Source organism: Microbacterium ulmi (assembly GCF_011759705.1).
Lineage (GTDB): Bacteria > Actinomycetota > Actinomycetes > Actinomycetales > Microbacteriaceae > Microbacterium > Microbacterium ulmi.
Genome location: NZ_JAAOZF010000001.1, coordinates 2,588,390 through 2,604,833, shown reverse-complemented (window position 1 = coordinate 2,604,833; position 16,444 = coordinate 2,588,390). Strand labels below are relative to the sequence as shown.

General features: G+C 70.8%; 16 protein-coding genes. 6 read left to right on the top strand and 10 right to left on the bottom strand.

The features are described from left to right. Positions 1-18: 18 nt before the first annotated feature. Complete coding sequence (locus FHS08_RS12140) at positions 19-846, top strand: DNA/RNA non-specific endonuclease (protein WP_167039302.1); 828 nt, start codon at positions 19-21, stop codon at positions 844-846. A 144-nt stretch (positions 847-990) separates the two neighbouring features. Here FHS08_RS12140 and FHS08_RS12135 read toward each other — a convergent pair whose 3' ends face one another. The 3 genes from FHS08_RS12135 to FHS08_RS12125 form a co-directional block, all read right to left on the bottom strand. Next, positions 991-1,635, bottom strand: a complete 645-nt coding sequence (locus FHS08_RS12135; RefSeq protein WP_167039300.1) for an FMN reductase — start codon at positions 1,633-1,635, stop codon at positions 991-993. A gap of 2 nt (positions 1,636-1,637) precedes the next feature. Further along, entirely contained in the window at positions 1,638-2,837 is a 1,200-nt protein-coding gene (locus FHS08_RS12130) for an LLM class flavin-dependent oxidoreductase (RefSeq protein WP_167039878.1), read from the bottom strand. A 165-nt stretch (positions 2,838-3,002) separates the two neighbouring features. Beyond that, positions 3,003-3,884: an alpha/beta fold hydrolase gene (locus FHS08_RS12125; RefSeq protein WP_167039297.1), complete on the bottom strand. Its 882-nt coding sequence runs from the start codon at positions 3,882-3,884 to the stop codon at positions 3,003-3,005. A gap of 149 nt (positions 3,885-4,033) precedes the next feature. Here FHS08_RS12125 and FHS08_RS12120 point away from each other — a divergent pair, with 149 nt between their 5' ends. Next, the gene (locus FHS08_RS12120) at positions 4,034-5,242 is read left to right on the top strand and encodes an acyltransferase family protein (RefSeq protein WP_243847282.1); all 1,209 of its coding nucleotides are present in this window, start codon (positions 4,034-4,036) and stop codon (positions 5,240-5,242) included. Between the two features lie 12 nt (positions 5,243-5,254). Here the strand turns inward: FHS08_RS12120 and efeB are convergent, their stop codons facing one another. The 3 genes from efeB to efeU are packed head-to-tail and all read right to left on the bottom strand — an operon-like array spanning position 5,255 to position 8,759. After that, a complete protein-coding gene (gene efeB, locus FHS08_RS12115; protein WP_167039295.1) occupies positions 5,255-6,589 on the bottom strand; it encodes an iron uptake transporter deferrochelatase/peroxidase subunit in 1,335 nt (444 codons plus the stop codon). Then, the gene (efeO, locus tag FHS08_RS12110) at positions 6,589-7,818 is read right to left on the bottom strand and encodes an iron uptake system protein EfeO (RefSeq protein ID WP_167039293.1); all 1,230 of its coding nucleotides are present in this window, start codon (positions 7,816-7,818) and stop codon (positions 6,589-6,591) included. The genes efeB and efeO overlap by 1 nt, the downstream gene beginning before the upstream one ends. After that, a complete protein-coding gene (gene efeU / locus FHS08_RS12105) occupies positions 7,815-8,759 on the bottom strand; it encodes an iron uptake transporter permease EfeU (RefSeq protein ID WP_167039291.1) in 945 nt (314 codons plus the stop codon). The genes efeO and efeU overlap by 4 nt, the downstream gene beginning before the upstream one ends. Positions 8,760-9,125: 366 nt before the next feature. On the opposite strand from efeU, the gene FHS08_RS12100 reads away from it, so the two are divergent. Continuing rightward, the gene (locus FHS08_RS12100) at positions 9,126-10,145 is read left to right on the top strand and encodes an isopenicillin N synthase family dioxygenase (protein ID WP_167039289.1); all 1,020 of its coding nucleotides are present in this window, start codon (positions 9,126-9,128) and stop codon (positions 10,143-10,145) included. 196 nt (positions 10,146-10,341) lie between these two features. Here FHS08_RS12100 and rpsO read toward each other — a convergent pair whose 3' ends face one another. Next, a complete protein-coding gene (gene rpsO, locus FHS08_RS12095; protein WP_167039287.1) occupies positions 10,342-10,611 on the bottom strand; it encodes a 30S ribosomal protein S15 in 270 nt (89 codons plus the stop codon). A gap of 203 nt (positions 10,612-10,814) precedes the next feature. On the opposite strand from rpsO, the gene FHS08_RS12090 reads away from it, so the two are divergent. Beyond that, positions 10,815-11,036: a DUF167 family protein gene (locus FHS08_RS12090; protein WP_167039285.1), complete on the top strand. Its 222-nt coding sequence runs from the start codon at positions 10,815-10,817 to the stop codon at positions 11,034-11,036. A 23-nt stretch (positions 11,037-11,059) separates the two neighbouring features. Continuing rightward, positions 11,060-12,367: an MFS transporter gene (locus tag FHS08_RS12085; RefSeq protein ID WP_167039283.1), complete on the top strand. Its 1,308-nt coding sequence runs from the start codon at positions 11,060-11,062 to the stop codon at positions 12,365-12,367. A 69-nt stretch (positions 12,368-12,436) separates the two neighbouring features. Here the strand turns inward: FHS08_RS12085 and FHS08_RS12080 are convergent, their stop codons facing one another. Beyond that, entirely contained in the window at positions 12,437-12,997 is a 561-nt protein-coding gene (locus FHS08_RS12080) for a YceI family protein (RefSeq protein ID WP_167039281.1), read from the bottom strand. A gap of 325 nt (positions 12,998-13,322) precedes the next feature. After that, the gene (locus tag FHS08_RS12075; protein ID WP_167039279.1) at positions 13,323-13,691 is read right to left on the bottom strand and encodes an FKBP-type peptidyl-prolyl cis-trans isomerase; all 369 of its coding nucleotides are present in this window, start codon (positions 13,689-13,691) and stop codon (positions 13,323-13,325) included. Positions 13,692-13,774: 83 nt separating this feature from the next. On the opposite strand from FHS08_RS12075, the gene FHS08_RS12070 reads away from it, so the two are divergent. Next, positions 13,775-15,091, top strand: a complete 1,317-nt coding sequence (locus FHS08_RS12070; protein WP_167039277.1) for a threonine/serine exporter family protein — start codon at positions 13,775-13,777, stop codon at positions 15,089-15,091. Between the two features lie 109 nt (positions 15,092-15,200). Here the strand turns inward: FHS08_RS12070 and FHS08_RS12065 are convergent, their stop codons facing one another. Next, entirely contained in the window at positions 15,201-16,403 is a 1,203-nt protein-coding gene (locus FHS08_RS12065; protein ID WP_167039275.1) for a PrsW family intramembrane metalloprotease, read from the bottom strand. Positions 16,404-16,444: the final 41 nt, after the last annotated feature.

The window sequence follows — 16,444 nt, the reverse complement described above, 5'->3', positions numbered from 1 at the left end:
GCACGCCAGGATGAGCGCATGACCTCGCCGACCACCGGAGGGGCGGGCTACGACGCCGGCTTCCTCGGCATCCCGCTCCCGCTTCCGCGTCCCGCCGATCGGCGCCCCGTGCGCGAGCTGCCGTATCCGCGGTTCACGGTGCTCCTCGACCCGGCTCGCCGGCTCGCGATGACGACAGGGGTCAACATCGACGGGCCGACCCTGCACGACCTCGAGCGCCGGGGCGACTGGCGTCTGGATCCCCGCATTCCCGCGTCGGAGCAGGCAGGGCCAGACGTCTACGCGCGCAACGACCTCGACCGCGGACACCTCGTGCGCCGCCGCGATCCCGGCTGGGGCACGGTCGAGCAGGCGCGCGTCGCGACGGCGGCGACCTTCGCCTATCCGAATGCGGCACCCCAGGCATCCGTCTTCAATCAGTCCAAAGACCTCTGGCTCGGCCTCGAGGATCACGTCCTGCACTACGCGGATGCCGCAGACCTCCGCATCTCGGTCTTCACGGCTCCCGTCCTCGCCGACGACGATCCGCCGTATCGCGGCATCCGGATCCCGCTGCGGTTCTGGAAGATCGCGGCGTGGTCGTCGGCCGACGAGGGCGATCCGCCGGCGCTCGCGGCGGCAGGGTTCGTCCTGGATCAGGCGCAGCTCGTGGACCCGTCGGCAGACGTCTTCGCGGTGCCCCCGCTCGGGGCGTTTCGCACGTTCCAGGCGCCGATCGGCGACATCGCGCAGCTCGCCCGCGTCGACCTCGGCGCCCTCGTGGACGCCGACGTCCTGCCGCGGGCGGCGGTGCGCGCACGCGCGTGGACACAGCTGCACGCGCCGGAGGACGTCGTGCTCGGTTGACGCGTGGTCCCCTGCCGGCCCGCAGTGCGCAGCACACCCCGCCGGGGCGCATCCTGTTGGTCGCTGAGGGCCGGCCACGACGTCATGCGCGGGAACCCGGCGGCCGTCGGATGCGGGCCGCGCGTCGCGCCCGATCCGTCGCGGCTACTCCCCCGCGAGACCGCCCAGGAGGTGGCCGAACGACCGCCCCTCCCCGAGGTACGAGGCCGGGTCGAACGGGTCGACCGCCGACGCCGGCTCGCGGCGTGCGATCGCGTCGGCGAACTCCCGGGCGCCCTTCTCGACGCGGGAGCCGAGCGAGGCGACCTGATCGCCCGAGGCGCCCCAGTCCGCCGAGGCCGCGAACACGCCCGTCGAGACGGGCTCGGCGTGGAGGTAGGCGAACAGCGGACGGATGGCGTAGTCGATCGCGAGCGAGTGACGCGGCGTTCCGGCGTTCGCGCCGATCAGCACGGGCTTGCCGGTGAGCGCGTCGGGGTCGATGACGTCGATGAACGACTTGAACAGTCCCGAGTAGCTCGTCGAGAAGATCGGCGTGACCGCGATGAGCGCGTCCGCCGAGACGACCGTGTTGATCATCGACTCGAGCGCCGGCGGAGCGAAGCCCGTCAGGAGGTTGTTCGTGATGTCGTGCGCGTAGTCGCGCAGCTCGAACACGTCGAGCTCCGCCTCGATGCCGCGCTCGGAGAGCTCCCGCACCGAGGCGGAGGCGAGCCGGTCGGCGAGCATGCGCGTCGACGACGGGTTGGACAGGCCGGCGGAGACGACCGCGATGCGGCGAACGGTCATGGTCATGCGTCCTTCCGGCCGAGGCCGAACGCGGCGCCGACGGGCGCCGCGGTGTCCTGGTACGGCGAGCCCACCGTGAGGTTGTCGCCGCGGTTGGCGTTGGGACGCGCCTCGCGCGGCGCCCCGTCGGGGTACGCCTTCGTGACGAGGTTCGCGTGGGTCGGGGCATCCGGGGTCTGCGCGGGGCGGTTGTGCTGCAGCTCCCTGCGCAGCACCGGCACGACCTCGCCGCCCAGCAGGTCGAGCTGCTCGAGCACCGTCTTCACGGGGAGCCCCGCGTGGTCCATGAGGAACAGCTGACGCTGGTAGTCGCCGAACAGGTCGCGCATGCCCGCGTAGCGGTCGATGACCTGCTGCGGCGAGCCGACCGTGAGCGGCGTCATCTGCGTGAAGTCCTCCATCGACGGTCCGTGGCCGTAGACGGGCGCGTTGTCGAAGTACGGGCGGAACTCGTTCACGGCGTCCTGCGAGTTCTTGCGCATGAACGCCTGACCCCCCAGGCCCACGATCGCCTGCTCGGGTGTGCCGTGGCCGTAGTGCGCGTAGCGCTGGCGGTAGAGGGCGATGAGCCGCTGGTAGTGCTCGGCGGGCCAGAAGATGTTGTTCGCGAAGAAGCCGTCGCCGTAGTACGCGGCCTGCTCGGCGATCTCGGGCGTGCGGATCGAGCCGTGCCAGACGAACGGAGCGACGCCGTCGAGGGGGCGGGGGGTCGACGTGAAGCCCTGGAGGGGCGTACGGAACTTCCCCTCCCAGTCGACGACGTCCTCGCGCCAGAGGCGATGCAGGAGGTTGTAGCTCTCGAGCGCGAGCGGCAGGCCCTGGCGGATGTCCTTGCCGAACCACGGGTACACCGGGCCCGTGTTGCCGCGGCCGAGCATGAGGTCGACGCGGCCGCCGGAGAGGTGCTGCAGCATCGCGAAGTCCTCGGCGATCTTGACCGGGTCGTTCGTCGTGATGAGGGTCGTGGCCGTCGAGACGATCAGGCGCTCGGTCTGGGCCGCGATGTAGGCGAGGGTCGTCGTGGGCGACGACGACCAGAAGGGCGGGTTGTGGTGCTCGCCGAGCGCGTAGACGTCGAGTCCGACATCCTCCGCGTGCTTGGCGATGGTCACGGCGTCGCGGATCTTCTCGGCCTCGCTCGGGGTGCGTCCCGTCGTGGGGTCGGCCGTGATGTCGCTCACGGAGAAGATGCCGAACTGCATCCCCGGCCACGTGCTGTTGTCGTTCACGATCGCTTCCGATTCCCGGATGACTCGGCATCCGCTTCTATTCAGATGAATGTATCTCGTGCAACGCCTGCTCAGCCAGGTTATTCCCGGCACCCTGAACCGCCGCCGAATGGGAGCGGCGGCACAGCGGGCCGCGCTTCAGGACCCGTCGAAGAGCGCGATCATGTCGCGCGCGAGCTGATGCGGCGCCGTCTCGCAGGGTGCGTGCCCCGTCGGGTACATGGCGACCTCCGCGCCGATGCGCGCGGCGAACTCGCGATGCTGTGCGATGGGCCAGAGGTCGTTCTCGCCCACGGCGATGAGCTTCGGGATGCCGATCGCGGCGACCTCGTCGACGATGTCGGGCATCGCCATCATGAGCGCCACGACGTCGTCGATCGTCGAGCGCGGGGTGACGCCCAGCCGCTCCCGGACGAACGCGATGCGCTGCGGCGGCGTGCGGTTGAGGTTGTAGCGGATGCCCCACAGGATGAGGCCGGCCGCGCGATGCGGGGGCATGTCGGAGATCGGTCCGATGTGCTTCATGCCGCGGAACACCTGCCCGACGGCGGGCGGAGCCGACATGAGTGTGAGGCTGCGGAACAGGTCGGGGCGGGCGATGAGCGCGAGCTCGGCGGTCAGCCCCGCGAAGCTGTACCCGAGCACGTGCGCCGGCCCGTCGCCGTCCTCGAGGACCGCGACGAGGTCGTCGACGAAGAGAGCATGGTCGTAGCGCTCGCGCGGCGGGTCGAGGTGTGCGGGACCCGCATCGACCGACTCGTAGTGTCCTGCGATGTCGTACGACTCGACGCGGTAGCCCGCAGCCGCCAGCAGCGGGAAGAGCAGGACGAAGTCCTCCTTCGACCCCGCGACGCCGGGGACGAGCACGACCCGGGGCGCGTGCGGATCGCCGAGCCGCACGCGCGCGAGGTCGCCGCTGGGGGCCGCGAGGCGGTCTCGCTCCGTGCCGTCGGGGAACACCCGCCAGTCGATGTCGGGAATCGCCAGGTCGAGTTCGAGTGCGTCGTCTGCCATGGTCATCGCGCGGTCGACACTACCGCGCGGCGATCGCGCGATCCGGATCGCGCGCGGGGCGCCGTCGACGTGCCGGCCGCTCGAGCGGACCCGGCGTCCACGCGTGGCACGCCTCGCCGCTCGCGGCGGGGCGGGATAGGGTCGAGAGCGCCGACATGATGATCGACGACCCAGGCCCCGCCGCGGACGCGGCATCCCGATCCCCGGGCGCACCTGCGACGGGGAGCACGAGTCTGCCCCGCGCGAAGCGGCGCGTGCCGTTCTGGGACAACGCACGCTTCGCCTGCATCGTGCTCGTCGTCCTCGGGCACGCGACGCAGCGGCTCACCTACGACTCCGACATCGCCCTCGGGCTCTACCTCCTGGTCTACGCGTTCCACATGCCGGCGTTCGCGATCATCTCGGGGTACTTCTCGAAGTCGGAGGCGCCGTCGAGGCGCCAGATGGCGCGGGTCGTCACCGACATCCTCGTGCCGTATCTCATCTTCGAGGCGCTCTGGACGCTCACGAAGTGGCTCGTCGAGGGACGCGCGAACCCCAACATCACCGAGCCCTCGTGGACGCTGTGGTTCCTGCTCGCGCTCGGGATCTTCCGGCTCGTGCTGCCCTACCTCGCGCTGCTGCGCTGGCCGCTCGTGTGGACCGTCGTCATCTCGATCGGCGCCGGGTACCTGCCCAACATCGACTCGACGCTCTCCCTCTCACGGACGCTCGGCCTCCTCCCGTTCTTCACGCTCGGCTGGTGGCTGCGCGAGCACGACATCGTCGCCCGCCTCCAGCTGCTCCGGCGCACGTGGTGGTCCGTCGGCGGGGCGCTGGCCGCGTTCGCCGTCGCGGGCTGGGCCGCGTGGTTCTTCGTCGACGGATGGCGCGACATGAACCTGCGGGAGTGGCTCTTCTACGACGAGAACTACTCCGCGATCGGCGGCACGCAGTGGTGGGCGGGCGCCGTGCGCCTCGCCATCATGGCGGTCGCGCTGATCCTGTCGGCGGCCCTGTTCGCACTCCTTCCGCGCACGACGCACTGGTGGACCCACTTCGGTCAGTTCACGATGTACGTCTATCTGCTGCACTCGTTCGTGCTGTATCCGTTCCGGGAGACCGGGATCCTCCGCAACCTCGAGCCCACGTGGCTGTGGCTGCCCATCGTCGTCGTCGCATCCGTGCTCATCGCGCTCGGCCTCGCGACCAGGCCCGTCCGGCGCGTGTTCCGCCCGCTCGTCGAGCCTCGCCCCGCGTGGCTGTTCGCCGACCCCACGCTCGCGGGTCGCGAGGGGCGCCGCACAGACCCGACGGGATCGCAGCGCGCCCGCGCCGCCGAGGCTCCGCGGGTGCGGCATCCCGATCCGAGGCAGAACGGCTGACGCGACCTCGGGTCAGGCGAACAGCCCGGCCCCGACGTACGACCCGGGGACGGCGCCAGGCGGCACGGCCCAGATGCCGGATCCGACGTGGCGGATGTACTCGTTCATCGTGTCGGTCGAAAGGGCCCGCTGCAGCCGGACGAAGTGCTCGGGGTCGCGCTGGAACGAGAGGAAGAACAGGCCCGCGTCGAGACGGCCGAGGTCGTTGTTGCCGTCGACGTAGTTGTAGCCGCGGCGGAGGATGCGCGTGCCGTCGTTGAACCCGGGGTGCGCGAGGCGCACGTGGCTCTTCTCGGGGATGAGCGGCGAGCCCGCGGCATCCGTCGCCTCGAAGTCTGGCTCGGTGAACTCGGTTCCGCCCGACAGAGGCGCGCCGGATCCCTTCTCGCGCCCGATGATGCCGTCCTGCTCGGAGAGGCGCACACGGTCCCACGTCTCGATGAGCATCGCGATCTTGCGCGCGACGAGGTACGAGCCGCCCGCGAGCCAGGAAGGGCCGTCGGATGCCGAGACCCACACGTGGTCGTCGAGGGCTTCCTGATCGTCCGAGAGGATGTTCGCCGTGCCGTCCTTGAACCCGAACAGGTTGCGCGGCGTCGACTGGTCGGTCGTCGTGCGGGAGGTGCGACCGAATCCGAGCTGCGACCATCGCAGGCGCGCACGGCCGAACGCGATGCGGCTGAGGTTGCGGATCGCGTGGACGGCGACCTGGGGGTCGTCGGCGCACGCCTGGATGCACAAGTCGCCGCCGTTGTAGTCGGGGTCGAGATCGTCGCCGAGGAACGGCGGGAGCTTCTGCAGCGCCGCGGGCCGGCGCGCCGCGAGACCGTAGCGGTCGACGCCGTCGGCGGTCTCGAACAGCGTCGGACCGAACCCGATCGTGATCGTGAGGCTGCTCGCCGCGAGCCCCTGCGCTTCGCCCGTGTCGTCGGGCGGGGCCTCGGGCGACCCGCCGACCGCGCCCGTCGCGCTGACGTCGAGGCCCTTCGTGATGCGGGATGCCGCGTACGACCAGTCCTGCAGGAGCGACACGAGGTCGTCCCGGTCCGTGCGGGCCATCATGTCGAACGAGGCGAAGTGGAGGTGCTCCTGCACGGGCGTCGTGATGCCCGCCTGATGCGCACCGAAGAAGTCGTGGGCGGATGCCGCGGCATCCCGCTCGCGCCCGCGGCCGGTCGCGACGCCCGCCGTCGCGCCTGCGCCGGCCCCGACGGCGACCGCCGCCGCTCCCGCGCCGATCGCGATGCCGAACAGGCCGCGCCGAGACACGCCGGAACCCCCGGTCGCCGAAACGGGCGCCGGGGGCTCGGGCGCCGACCCCGAAGGGTCGGGTGCATCCTGCGTCATTACTCCAGGATCGTCGATGTCAGCTGGGACAGCGGCTCGGCGAGCGCGTTGATGAGATCGGTGAACTCGCGCTTGTCGGCCTCGGTGAGCTCGCTGTAGTTCACGAACCCGTCCGCGAGCGAGCCGTGCTGCGCGAGGGCTGTCTCGAGGTCGGCGTAGCCCTGAGCGATCTCATCCGCGAGGGCTTCGCCCTCGTCGCCCTTCGCGGTCGCGAAGTCCTGCACGAGCGAGAACGCCATCTTCGAGCCCTCGACATTGGCGGCGAAGTCCCACAGGTCGGTGCCCGACCACCAGTCCTCCTCGCCCGAGATCTTGCCGGTCGCGACCTCGTCGAGCAGGCCCACTGCGCCGTTCGAGATGCCGGCGATGCCCTGCTCGTCGAGCGCGGTCTGGAAATCGTCCGAGTGGACGTAGTCGTTCAGCTCCTGCACGTCGGCGATGAGCTGGTCGCCGAAGGCGGCGCGCTCCTCGGGCGTGGAAGGGGCCCAGTCCTGCCACGCGGGCGTCTCGTCGTCCGCGTTGAGCGCGTCCTCCGCGGGAACCCAGAGGTCCTTCTCGATGCGGTGGAAGCCCGTCCAGTCGATGCCGTCCGCGACGGCGTCGACCTCGCGGAAGTCGATGCGCGGGTCGAGGTCGCCGAGCGACTCGGCGACGGGCTCGATGCGCTCGTAGAACGCGCGCACCTGCGGGAACTGCTCCTTCGCGGCGGCGTCGTCGCCGGACTCGTACGCGGCGACGAACGTCTCGACGGCGGGAGCGAGCTGCTCGACCTGGTCCTTCACGAATGCGGCATACAGGTCGACGGCCTGCTGCTTCTGCCCGGCGTCGTCGCCGGTCGCCGCGATCTTGTCGCCCGACACGGAGAAGCCCGCCCGGCCGACGCCCTCGCCGATCATGCCGGGCTTGCACAGCGTGAAGTACTCGCCCGGCTGGGCGACGAGCGTCAGCGAGCGCGAGGCGCCGGGGGCGATGTTCTCGACCTCGCCGATGATCCGCAGTCCGTCCTCCGCGAGCAGGTAGAACTCCGTGACCTGCGAGCCCGAGTTCGTGACGTCGAAGGCGAGCGTTCCGCTGGTCGCAGCGGCCGCCGAGACCTCGCAGCCCGCGTCGCTCGAGTCGACGGTGAGGGTGTCGGATGCCGCGACGTCGCTCTTGGCGACGCAGCCGGCGAGGGCCAGGGCGGTCACGCCGACGGCGGCGAGTGCGCCCAGTGCGCGGGTCGTGTTCATGCTGCTCCTTGCTGTGCAGTGACGGGAGTCTCGGTGGAAGGACTCGTGGACGAGCTGGTGCGCGTCGGGCGGCGACGCGATCGTGACAGGAAGACGGCGCCCACGACGACGACGTAGAGGGCCCACGCGACGACCTGGAGCCAGGTCATGGCCGGGGTGAAGCCGACCGTCGCCTGAAGCAGGGTCGCGACGATGCTTCCCGGCGGGAAGCTCGTGCTCACGTCGAACGCCCAGCCGAACGGGAATGCGCCCCACCCGACCGCGACGGCGCCCGTCACGGGGTCGATCGGCGCCGCGGGGCTGAACGGGCCGGGAAGGACGGCCGCCTCCTGCAGGTCGTGGATGCCGTACGCGAGGACCCCGGCGGCGACGATGATGAGGAAGGCGCCGGTCCAGGTGAAGAAGATGCGCAGGTCGAGGCGCAGCATCCCCTTGGCGATCCCCCAGCCGAGTACGACCGCGATGAGCAGGCCCACGAGGGCGCCGAGCAGCGCGATGGGCGCCTCGGCGAAGTCCTGCACCATCGCCCACAGGATGAGCGTCGTCTCGATGCCTTCGCGGGCGACCGAGACGAAGCCGATGATGACGACGCCCCACAGCGACCCCGCGGCCAGCGCGCGGTCGATGTCGCCCTCGAGCGTCTTCTTGAGCGTGCGGGCGGCGCGCTGCATCCAGAAGATCATCCACGTGACCAGCCCCACGGCCAGAAGCGACATCGTGCCGCCGATGATCTCGACCGCCTGGAAGGTCAGCATGTAGGCGCCGAAGGTGAGCACGGCGCCGATCGCGAGCGACAGCGCGACGGCGAGCCCCACCCCGACCCACAGACGCGGAAGCACGTCGCGGCGACCCAGGCGCGAGATGTAGGCGACCAGGATGCCGACGACCAGCGCGGCTTCCAGGCCTTCTCGCAGGCCGATGAGAAGCGAGGGAAGGAACACGGGTGGACTCGATCTGCTGGAGGGATGCGGCGGAGGCGACGTCCTGCCGCGTTGCAGGCTGAACCGAGTTCTACCGCAGTGAACTCAGGTTAGGCGAACCTCACTAAGCAGGACCTTACTCCAGGGATCGAACGCGATCAAACCGAGGCGCCGGCGCGGATGCCCCGCACCGCGCGGACGGCGCGCATGACCAGCAGGACGAGGAGCGCGCCAACCGCCGCGATGCAGCCGCGGTGCGGCCATGACTCCCCGGGGTCGCGCTCACCGCCGGCCACGGCGCGGCATCCCGTGCGTCGCCGCCGTCTGCGCGAGTAATCCTCGGCAACATACGGCTCGGGATGCCGCGACCGTGCCTACTCTCGGGTCATGACCGACCTGAACCTGCCGATCCTCGACCTGTCTCAGCTCGATGAGGGCCCCGAAACCGCCGCGCGGTTCCGCGACGACCTGCGCGCCGCGACGCACGACGTGGGCTTCTTCTACCTCACGGGCACCGGCGTCACCCCCGAGCTCGAAGCGCGGCTGCACCGCGCCGCGCGGGACTTCTTCGCCCTCCCCGAGGACGACAAGCTCTCGATCGAGAACGTCAAGAGTCCGCATTTCCGCGGCTACACGCGCGTCGGCGGCGAGCGCACGCAGGGGAAGGTCGACTGGCGCGAGCAGATCGACATCGGCCCCGAGCGCGAGGCCGTGACAGACCCGGACGCACCCGACTACGCGGCGCTCATCGGCCCCAACCTGTGGCCCGAGGCGCAGCCCGAGCTGCGGGAGGTCGTCGCGGAGTGGCACGACCATCTGTCGGGCGTCGCCCGCAAGCTCCTCCGGGCGTGGGCGCTCGCTCTCGGCGCAGACGAGTCGTACTTCGACCAGCACTTCGGCGAGCCGTCGACGCTCATCAAGATCGTGCGCTACCCCGGCTCGCGAGAGCCGGAGCCGCAGCAGGGCGTCGGTGCACACAAGGACTCCGGCGTCCTGACACTCCTGTGGGTCGAGCCCGGCAAGGGCGGACTGCAGGTCGAGCGGAACGGCGAGTGGGTCGACGCTCCTCCCGTGCCCGGGGCGTTCGTCGTCAACATCGGCGAGCTCCTCGAGTACGCGACGCAGGGGTACCTCATCGCGACGAAGCACCGGGTCGTCTCGCCGCGGTACCCCGGCGATCGCATCTCGGTGCCGTTCTTCTTCAATCCCGCGCTCGATGCGCGCCTGCCGATCATCGAGCTGCCCGCGCAGCTCGCGGCCCAGGCCCGCGGGGTCACTCAGGATCCGTCGAACCCGATCCACGCCCTGTACGGCGAGAACGCGCTCAAGTCGCGACTGAGGGCGCACCCCGATGTCGCCGGGATCTGGCACGCCGACCTCGTCGCCGCGCGGGCTGCGGCATCCTGACCCGCCCGGAGGCGCCGGCGCGCCGCACGCGCGACGACGCGTCGGCGCCCCCGGCGGCGTGTCGATGCATCGGCTCACCGCGGCGCGGACGGAACGTGGCGTCTGCGCCGCCGGCTCCTCGGCGCGGGAACCACGAAGGCCGCCCCACACCCGGGGCGGCCTTCAAGAAGTTTGGTGCGATTGAACGCTGAGTCGCTTAGCGGCGGAGTCCGAGACGCTCGATCAGCGAGCGGTAGCGCTCGATGTCGATGTCCTGGAGGTAGCCGAGCAGACGACGGCGCTGACCGACGAGCAGGAACAGCCCACGACGCGAATGGTGGTCGTGCTTGTGCTCCTTGAGGTGCTCGGTCAGGTCCTTGATGCGCTGCGTCAGCATCGCGACCTGCACCTCGGGGGATCCGGTGTCACCGGGGTGCGTCGCGTACTCTTCGATGATCGCCTTCTTGACCTCTGCATCCAGTGCCATAGGTGATCCCCTCTCTCTTCGTTGCGCGGCGCCCGACGCCTGATGCGTGGGCTCTCTTTATCCGCGGCCGATCGAACGGCAACCTGAAGAGTCTACCAGCGGGAGCGACGCCCCCGCGAATCCCCCATGAGGCGGGCGCCCCGGCCTCGCCGGCGCGTCGCCGCCGAGGCATGAGTCATCCGGGTGCCCGGTAGCCTCGACGGGTGCAGTACACCGTTCGCGTCAGACCTGGAAGCCGCAAGGGCCCGCTCGTGGAGGCATCCGCCGACGGCCTGACGGTGCACGTTCGCGAGCGCGCCGTCGACGGCGCCGCCAACGAGGGGCTCGTGAAGGCCCTCGCCGCGCACTTCGGCGTCGCGCCGAGCCGCGTCGAGATCGTCCGCGGCCACGCGTCCCGCATCAAGCGCGTCGAGGTCGACGAGTGACGGCGCGCAGAGCGCCGACACGGATGCCGCGACTGCGCCGCGACCACTTCATCGACCTGCGTCCGTTCGCCGCGAGCCCCGCCTTCGCGCGCATGTGGATCGGATCGACCCTCGCGGGACTCGGCGGCCAGCTGACGATCGTGGCCGTCATGCTGCACATGTACGAGCTGACGGGATCCACGTTCGCCGTCGCGATGATCGCCGTCGCGGGGCTGGTCCCCATGATCCTTGCGGGACTCTACGGCGGAATGCTCGCTGATGCCTTCGATCGGCGCCGCGTCGCCCTCATCGCGGCATCGGTCACCTTCGCGTCCACTCTGCTGCTCGCCGTGCTCGCGTGGGGGCAGTTCGAGACGGTGTGGTGGCTGTACGTCCTGAGCGTCGTCAACTCGTCCGCGAACTCCATCGTCATGGCGGCGCGCCAGTCGATCGTTCCCCGGCTCGTGCCTCGAGAGCTCCTTCCGGCGGCATCTGCGCTCAACGGCATCACGGTCGGGATCATGGTCATGGCCGGCCCCGCGCTCGCGGGCGTGCTGGTGGCCTTCGCGGGGTACGCGTGGACGTACTCGATCGACGTCGTGCTCATGACGTCGCTCTTCCTCGGCCTGTGGACGCTGCCGGCGATCCATCCGGAGGGCGAGATCGTCCGGCCCGGGCTCGAGTCGCTCCGGGACGGGTGGCGGTTCCTCACGCGCGGGTCGAACATCCGCCTGCAGTTCCTGCTCGACATCGTCGCCATGACGTTCGGCCAGCCCATCGCGCTGTTCCCGGCGATCGGCGCGGTCCTCCTCGGCGGCGGCCCCATCACGACGGGCCTGCTCACGGCCTCCATCGCGGCGGGCGCCTTCGTCTCGAGCGTCTTCTCGGGGCCTGTCGGGCGCGTCCGGCGTCAGGGGCTCGGCATCGAGCGCGCCATCCTCGTGTACGGCGGGGCGATCGCCCTGTTCGGCGTCGCGCTCGGCGCCGGCGCGCTGGGATGGTTCGCACCGGATGTCGTCGACGTCGACCACGCCAACGTCGTCGTTCTCGTCCTCGCGATGATCGCGCTCGCTCTGGCGGGCGCGGCCGACAACGTCAGCTCGATCTTCCGCAACACGATGGTGCTCGCAGCCGTGCCCGATTCGGTCCGCGGCCGCCTGCAGGGACTGTTCATCGTCGTCGTCGCGGGCGGTCCCCGCGTCGGCGCGTTCTACGCCGGGACGCTCGCGACCTTCACGGCGCTGTGGTTCCCCCCGCTGCTGGGCGGCTTCGTCATCGTCGGCCTCGTCGCGTTCCTCGTGCGGCTGAGTCCGCGCTTCCGCGCGTACGACGCGCTGCATCCCGAGCCCTAGGACGACGAAGGGGCGGATGCCGAGCCCTGCGCTCTCGCGCGGGCTGCGGCATCCGCCCCTCTCGTCGCGTCAGTCCTGCTGGAGCGCGCCCTGCAGGTCGAGCGTGATCGTGACGTCCTTGCCGACGAGCACGCCGCCCGTCTCGAGGGCGGCGTTCCACGTGAGACCGAAGTCCTCGCGGTTGATGACCGTCTTGGCGGTCGCGCCGGCCTTGTAGCTGCCCCACGGGTCGGCTCCGAAGCCGCCGAAGTCGAACTCGAACGTGACGGGCTTCGTGATGCCGCGGATCGTCAGGTCGCCGTCGACGAGGAAGTCGCCGTCCTCGATGCGCACGCCGGTCGAGACGAACTCGATCGAGGGGTGGTTCTCGACGTCGAAGAAGTCGGCGGAGCGCAGGTGGGCGTCGCGGCCGTCGTCCTTCGTCGAGAGGGAGGACGCGTCGACGAACGCCTCGACCTTCGCCTCGAGCGGGTTCTCGGGCGCGATGAGGGTGGCGCTCTTGATGCCGAAGGCGCCGCGCACCTTCGAGATCATCATGTGGCGCACGCTGAAGCCGACCTCGCTGTGCGAGGGGTCGAGCACCCAGGTGCCCGCACGGTAGCCGGGAACGTCGATCGTCGTGTCGGTCATGTCTCTCCTTGGTGGGATGGCGCCGCACAGCGCGGCGAGTCTGACACGGGACAAGTTGCATTCACACGCATGTATTCCCGGTTCCCCTGGATTTCTTCACGTCCTGTGAGATCGGTCGAGAGAAGACGGATGCCGCGACCCGAGGGCCGCGGCATCCGTCGTCGTGCGGGGAGCGGTCAGCCGACCGCGATGAGGTCGATCACGAAGCCGCGGTCAGCCGACCGCGATGAGGTCGATCACGAAGCCGCGCGGTCGTGACGACCGCGCGGAACCAGAGGACACCCGAGCCCGACGGTACAGACGACCCCGAGCCAAGGCATCGCGGTCAGCCGACCGCGATGAGGTCGATCACGAAGATGAGCGTCTTGCCCCCGAGGAAGTGTCCTCCCGCGGGTCCGTAGGCGAGGTGCGGAGGGATCACGAGCTCGCGACGACCCCCGACCTTCATGCCCGGGATGCCGTCCTGCCATCCCTGGATGAGGCCGCGCAGGGGGAACTGGATGCTCTCGCCCCGGTTCCACGAGGAGTCGAACTCCTCGCCGGATTCGTACTCGACACCCGCGTAGTGAACGGTCACGGTGTCTCCGGGCTTCGCCTCGGCGCCGTCGCCCACGATGAGGTCGCGGATGACGAGCTCGGAGGGTGCAGGACCCTCGGGAGCGTCGATGTCGGGCTTGGTGCGGTCGTCAGTCATGACTCCATCCAACCCGAGGCGGTCGATCGGGTCAACGCGAGCGGCACTGTCGCGAGTCGTCCGCAGATGGTGGGATGGGGCGCATGACGGGTCTCCTCGATCGTGTGCGCGCCGCCGTCGGCGCCCTGCGCCGCCGGTCGGAGCCTGCGCCCCGACCCGATCCCGACACGGCCGGGGTTCCGGAGATGCTGGGCGCGGTGGGCACGTCGATGCTCGCATCGACGCAGGCGACGAACGACGTCGAGGACACGCTGCACCAGCTCTCGCGCGCCTACGACAGGCCCGATCTGCGCACGTTCGTCCTCCCGACGCTCGTCCTCGTCGAGGACCCCTCGACGACGCCCGCCCACACCGCGATCTTCCCCGCCGAGGGGACGAGCCTGCGACTGGACCAGGCGGGCGGCATCGAGCGCCTCATCGGGAGAGCCGTCGACACGCGGATGCCGCCGCGCGACGTCGTGGCGGAGGCCGCACGCATCCGCGCCGCTCCCCCGCGGTTCCCCGTGGCGGTCACGATCCTCGGGCACACGATCCTGACGCTCGGGTTCGGGATGGTGCTCAACCCCACGGCGACGGCGCTGCCCGTCTACGTCGTGCTGGGCGCGATCGTCGGCGCGATCGTCGTGTTCGGGGCGAGGGTCGCGACGCTGTCGCTGCTGCTGCCCGTCTTCACGGCGTTCGCCGTGACCTCGCTCACGGCGTGGCTGGTCGTGCCGTTCGTCGACGACGATCCTCTGCGGCTCGTCGCCCCTGCGCTCGTGAGCTTCCTTCCGGGGCTCACCCTGACGGTCGCAGCCGTCGAGCTCACGAGCAGCCAGGTCATCGCCGGCGCCAGCCGCATGGTCTACGGCGTCGCGCAGCTGGGCCTGCTCGCCTTCGGGGTCTTCGGGGCGATCACGGTCGTGGGCATCCATGTCCCGGCCGCCACGCCGGACACCCTCGGCTGGTGGGCGCCGTGGGTCGGCATCGTCCTCACGAGCGCCGGGTTCGCGCTGTTCTCGGTCGCACCGCGCGGGGCGATCCCCTGGATCCTGTCCGCCCTCGTCGTCGCCTACGCGGCTCAGCTCGCCGGCAACGCCCTGCTGGGCGCGGAGCTGTCGGGCTTCGTCGGAGCGGCCGCCGTCGTCCCCGCGGTCCATCTCGTGCGACGCATCCGCACGGCTCCTCCGAGCGCCGTCATGCTGACGTGCGCGTACTGGCTGCTCGTCCCCGGAGCGCTCGGGTTCATCGGGATCACGGAGGTCGCCGCCGGGGCTGCGGGGGCGCTCGACACGGTCGTGCAGACCTTCGTATCGCTCGTCGCGATCGCGATCGGCATGATGGTGGGCGCAGGCTTCAGCCGCGACATGACCGCCGTCACGCGCGCGTGGCGGCATCCGCCGTCGAAGAAGAGGTCTTGACGGGCTCTGCGCGGCTTTGGCACGCTGGAGGCAGATCAGCTCAGCGCTCGGTTGACACGCAGGCATCGCCGCGGCACCGAGCGCTGAGTTCTGATGTGGGCACCCGTGCCTATGGCGCGAACAGCGCCGCGCGCGCGGCGCTCGTGCGCTCGAGCAGGGTCCGCTCGTCCTGCGCGGTTGCGGCATCCCTGCCCGTGAGCGCCCGCTGCCTCGCCATCGCGAGGGCCGTCGCGTCCGCGATGAACCTCTTCATCACGGCCGTCCTGTCGCCCCGGAGCGTCCGTGCCCACGCGAGGGCGGCCCTGCGCCCCGCGCCCGTCGCGAGCATGTCGACCTCCTGCGGCGTGAACCACCCCGCGTCGGCGTACTCGGCCAGCCGAGCCCGCGTGAGGCGCGACTCCTCGCGCCGCAGCGCGACGATCCCGAAGACGAAGAGCAGGAACAGCGGCACCTGCGCCGTCACGTAGAGCCGGAAGAAGTCCGTGAAGACGGCGGAGCCGTTCCAGAACGCGTGCAGCGCCGCGGCGCCGAGCATCCCGACGACCCACGGCCCCACCGCCTGCCGCGTCGTCGCGCCGCGGCGCGCCGCCAGCCCGACGGCGAAGCCCGTGATCGAGGTGAACATGACGTGCGCGAAGGGCGAGAGGATGCCGCGCAGGAAGAACGTCTGCGAGACGTCGGCGACGCCGCCCTCGATGAGGCTGATCGCGAAGTACTGGATGTTCTCGGTGAAGGCGAACCCCGCCCCCACGAGCGCGCCGTAGACGATGCCGTCGACCGGCCCGTCGAACGCGCGCCGCGCCGACGCGAAGATCAGGAAGACCCCGAGCCCCTTCGCGAACTCCTCGACGAGGGGCGCCTGCACGACCGACGAGAACACCTCGCGGGTCGACGCGTCGCCGCCCGTCGCGATCGTCACGAGCAGGTCGACGCCGAGCGCGATCCCGATCGCGGCGATCGCGCCCCACGCCGCGGCGAGGACGAGCAGGCCGCGCGGCTCGGGCTCCCACCTGTCGACGATCCGCACGGCGAGCAGGACCCCGGCGAGAGGGACGAGCGCGAGAAGAGCGCCGACGACGGATGCCGACGGCCCGAGTGCGTTCAGGAAGTAGCCGACGAGGGCGATCAGCGCGAACACGAGCACGCCGAAGATCCAGATCGGCGCGGATCGTCCCTTCCGCGAGAGCGCCGGCAGAGCAGCAGGAGAGACGGGCGCGGGCGCGACCGGTTCCGGCGGTGTCAGCGGCGACTGCGCGAGAGGCGACGAGAACCCCGGCTGCGGGTCTGCGGGCGGCCAGGGTCCGGTCGACATGACGACAGCCTAGGGGCCGCGCACATCGCCGCGCCCCGACG

Bases quoted from the DNA above. Each gene is read 5' to 3' on its own strand.
- FHS08_RS12075 (WP_167039279.1), bottom strand. From the start codon at position 13,691: ATGACTGACGACCGCACCAAGCCCGACATCGACGCTCCCGAGGGTCCT.
- FHS08_RS12130 (WP_167039878.1), bottom strand. From the start codon at position 2,837: ATGCAGTTCGGCATCTTCTCCGTGAGCGACATCACGGCCGACCCCACG.
- rpsO (WP_167039287.1), bottom strand. From the start codon at position 10,611: ATGGCACTGGATGCAGAGGTCAAGAAGGCGATCATCGAAGAGTACGCG.
- FHS08_RS12080 (WP_167039281.1), bottom strand. From the start codon at position 12,997: ATGACCGACACGACGATCGACGTTCCCGGCTACCGTGCGGGCACCTGG.
- FHS08_RS12100 (WP_167039289.1), top strand. From the start codon at position 9,126: ATGACCGACCTGAACCTGCCGATCCTCGACCTGTCTCAGCTCGATGAG.
- FHS08_RS12085 (WP_167039283.1), top strand. From the start codon at position 11,060: ATGCCGCGACTGCGCCGCGACCACTTCATCGACCTGCGTCCGTTCGCC.
- FHS08_RS12135 (WP_167039300.1), bottom strand. From the start codon at position 1,635: ATGACCGTTCGCCGCATCGCGGTCGTCTCCGCCGGCCTGTCCAACCCG.
- efeB (WP_167039295.1), bottom strand. From the start codon at position 6,589: ATGACGCAGGATGCACCCGACCCTTCGGGGTCGGCGCCCGAGCCCCCG.
- FHS08_RS12065 (WP_167039275.1), bottom strand. From the start codon at position 16,403: ATGTCGACCGGACCCTGGCCGCCCGCAGACCCGCAGCCGGGGTTCTCG.
- efeO (WP_167039293.1), bottom strand. From the start codon at position 7,818: ATGAACACGACCCGCGCACTGGGCGCACTCGCCGCCGTCGGCGTGACC.
- FHS08_RS12070 (WP_167039277.1), top strand. From the start codon at position 13,775: ATGACGGGTCTCCTCGATCGTGTGCGCGCCGCCGTCGGCGCCCTGCGC.
- FHS08_RS12125 (WP_167039297.1), bottom strand. From the start codon at position 3,884: ATGACCATGGCAGACGACGCACTCGAACTCGACCTGGCGATTCCCGAC.
- FHS08_RS12120 (WP_243847282.1), top strand. From the start codon at position 4,034: ATGATGATCGACGACCCAGGCCCCGCCGCGGACGCGGCATCCCGATCC.
- FHS08_RS12140 (WP_167039302.1), top strand. From the start codon at position 19: ATGACCTCGCCGACCACCGGAGGGGCGGGCTACGACGCCGGCTTCCTC.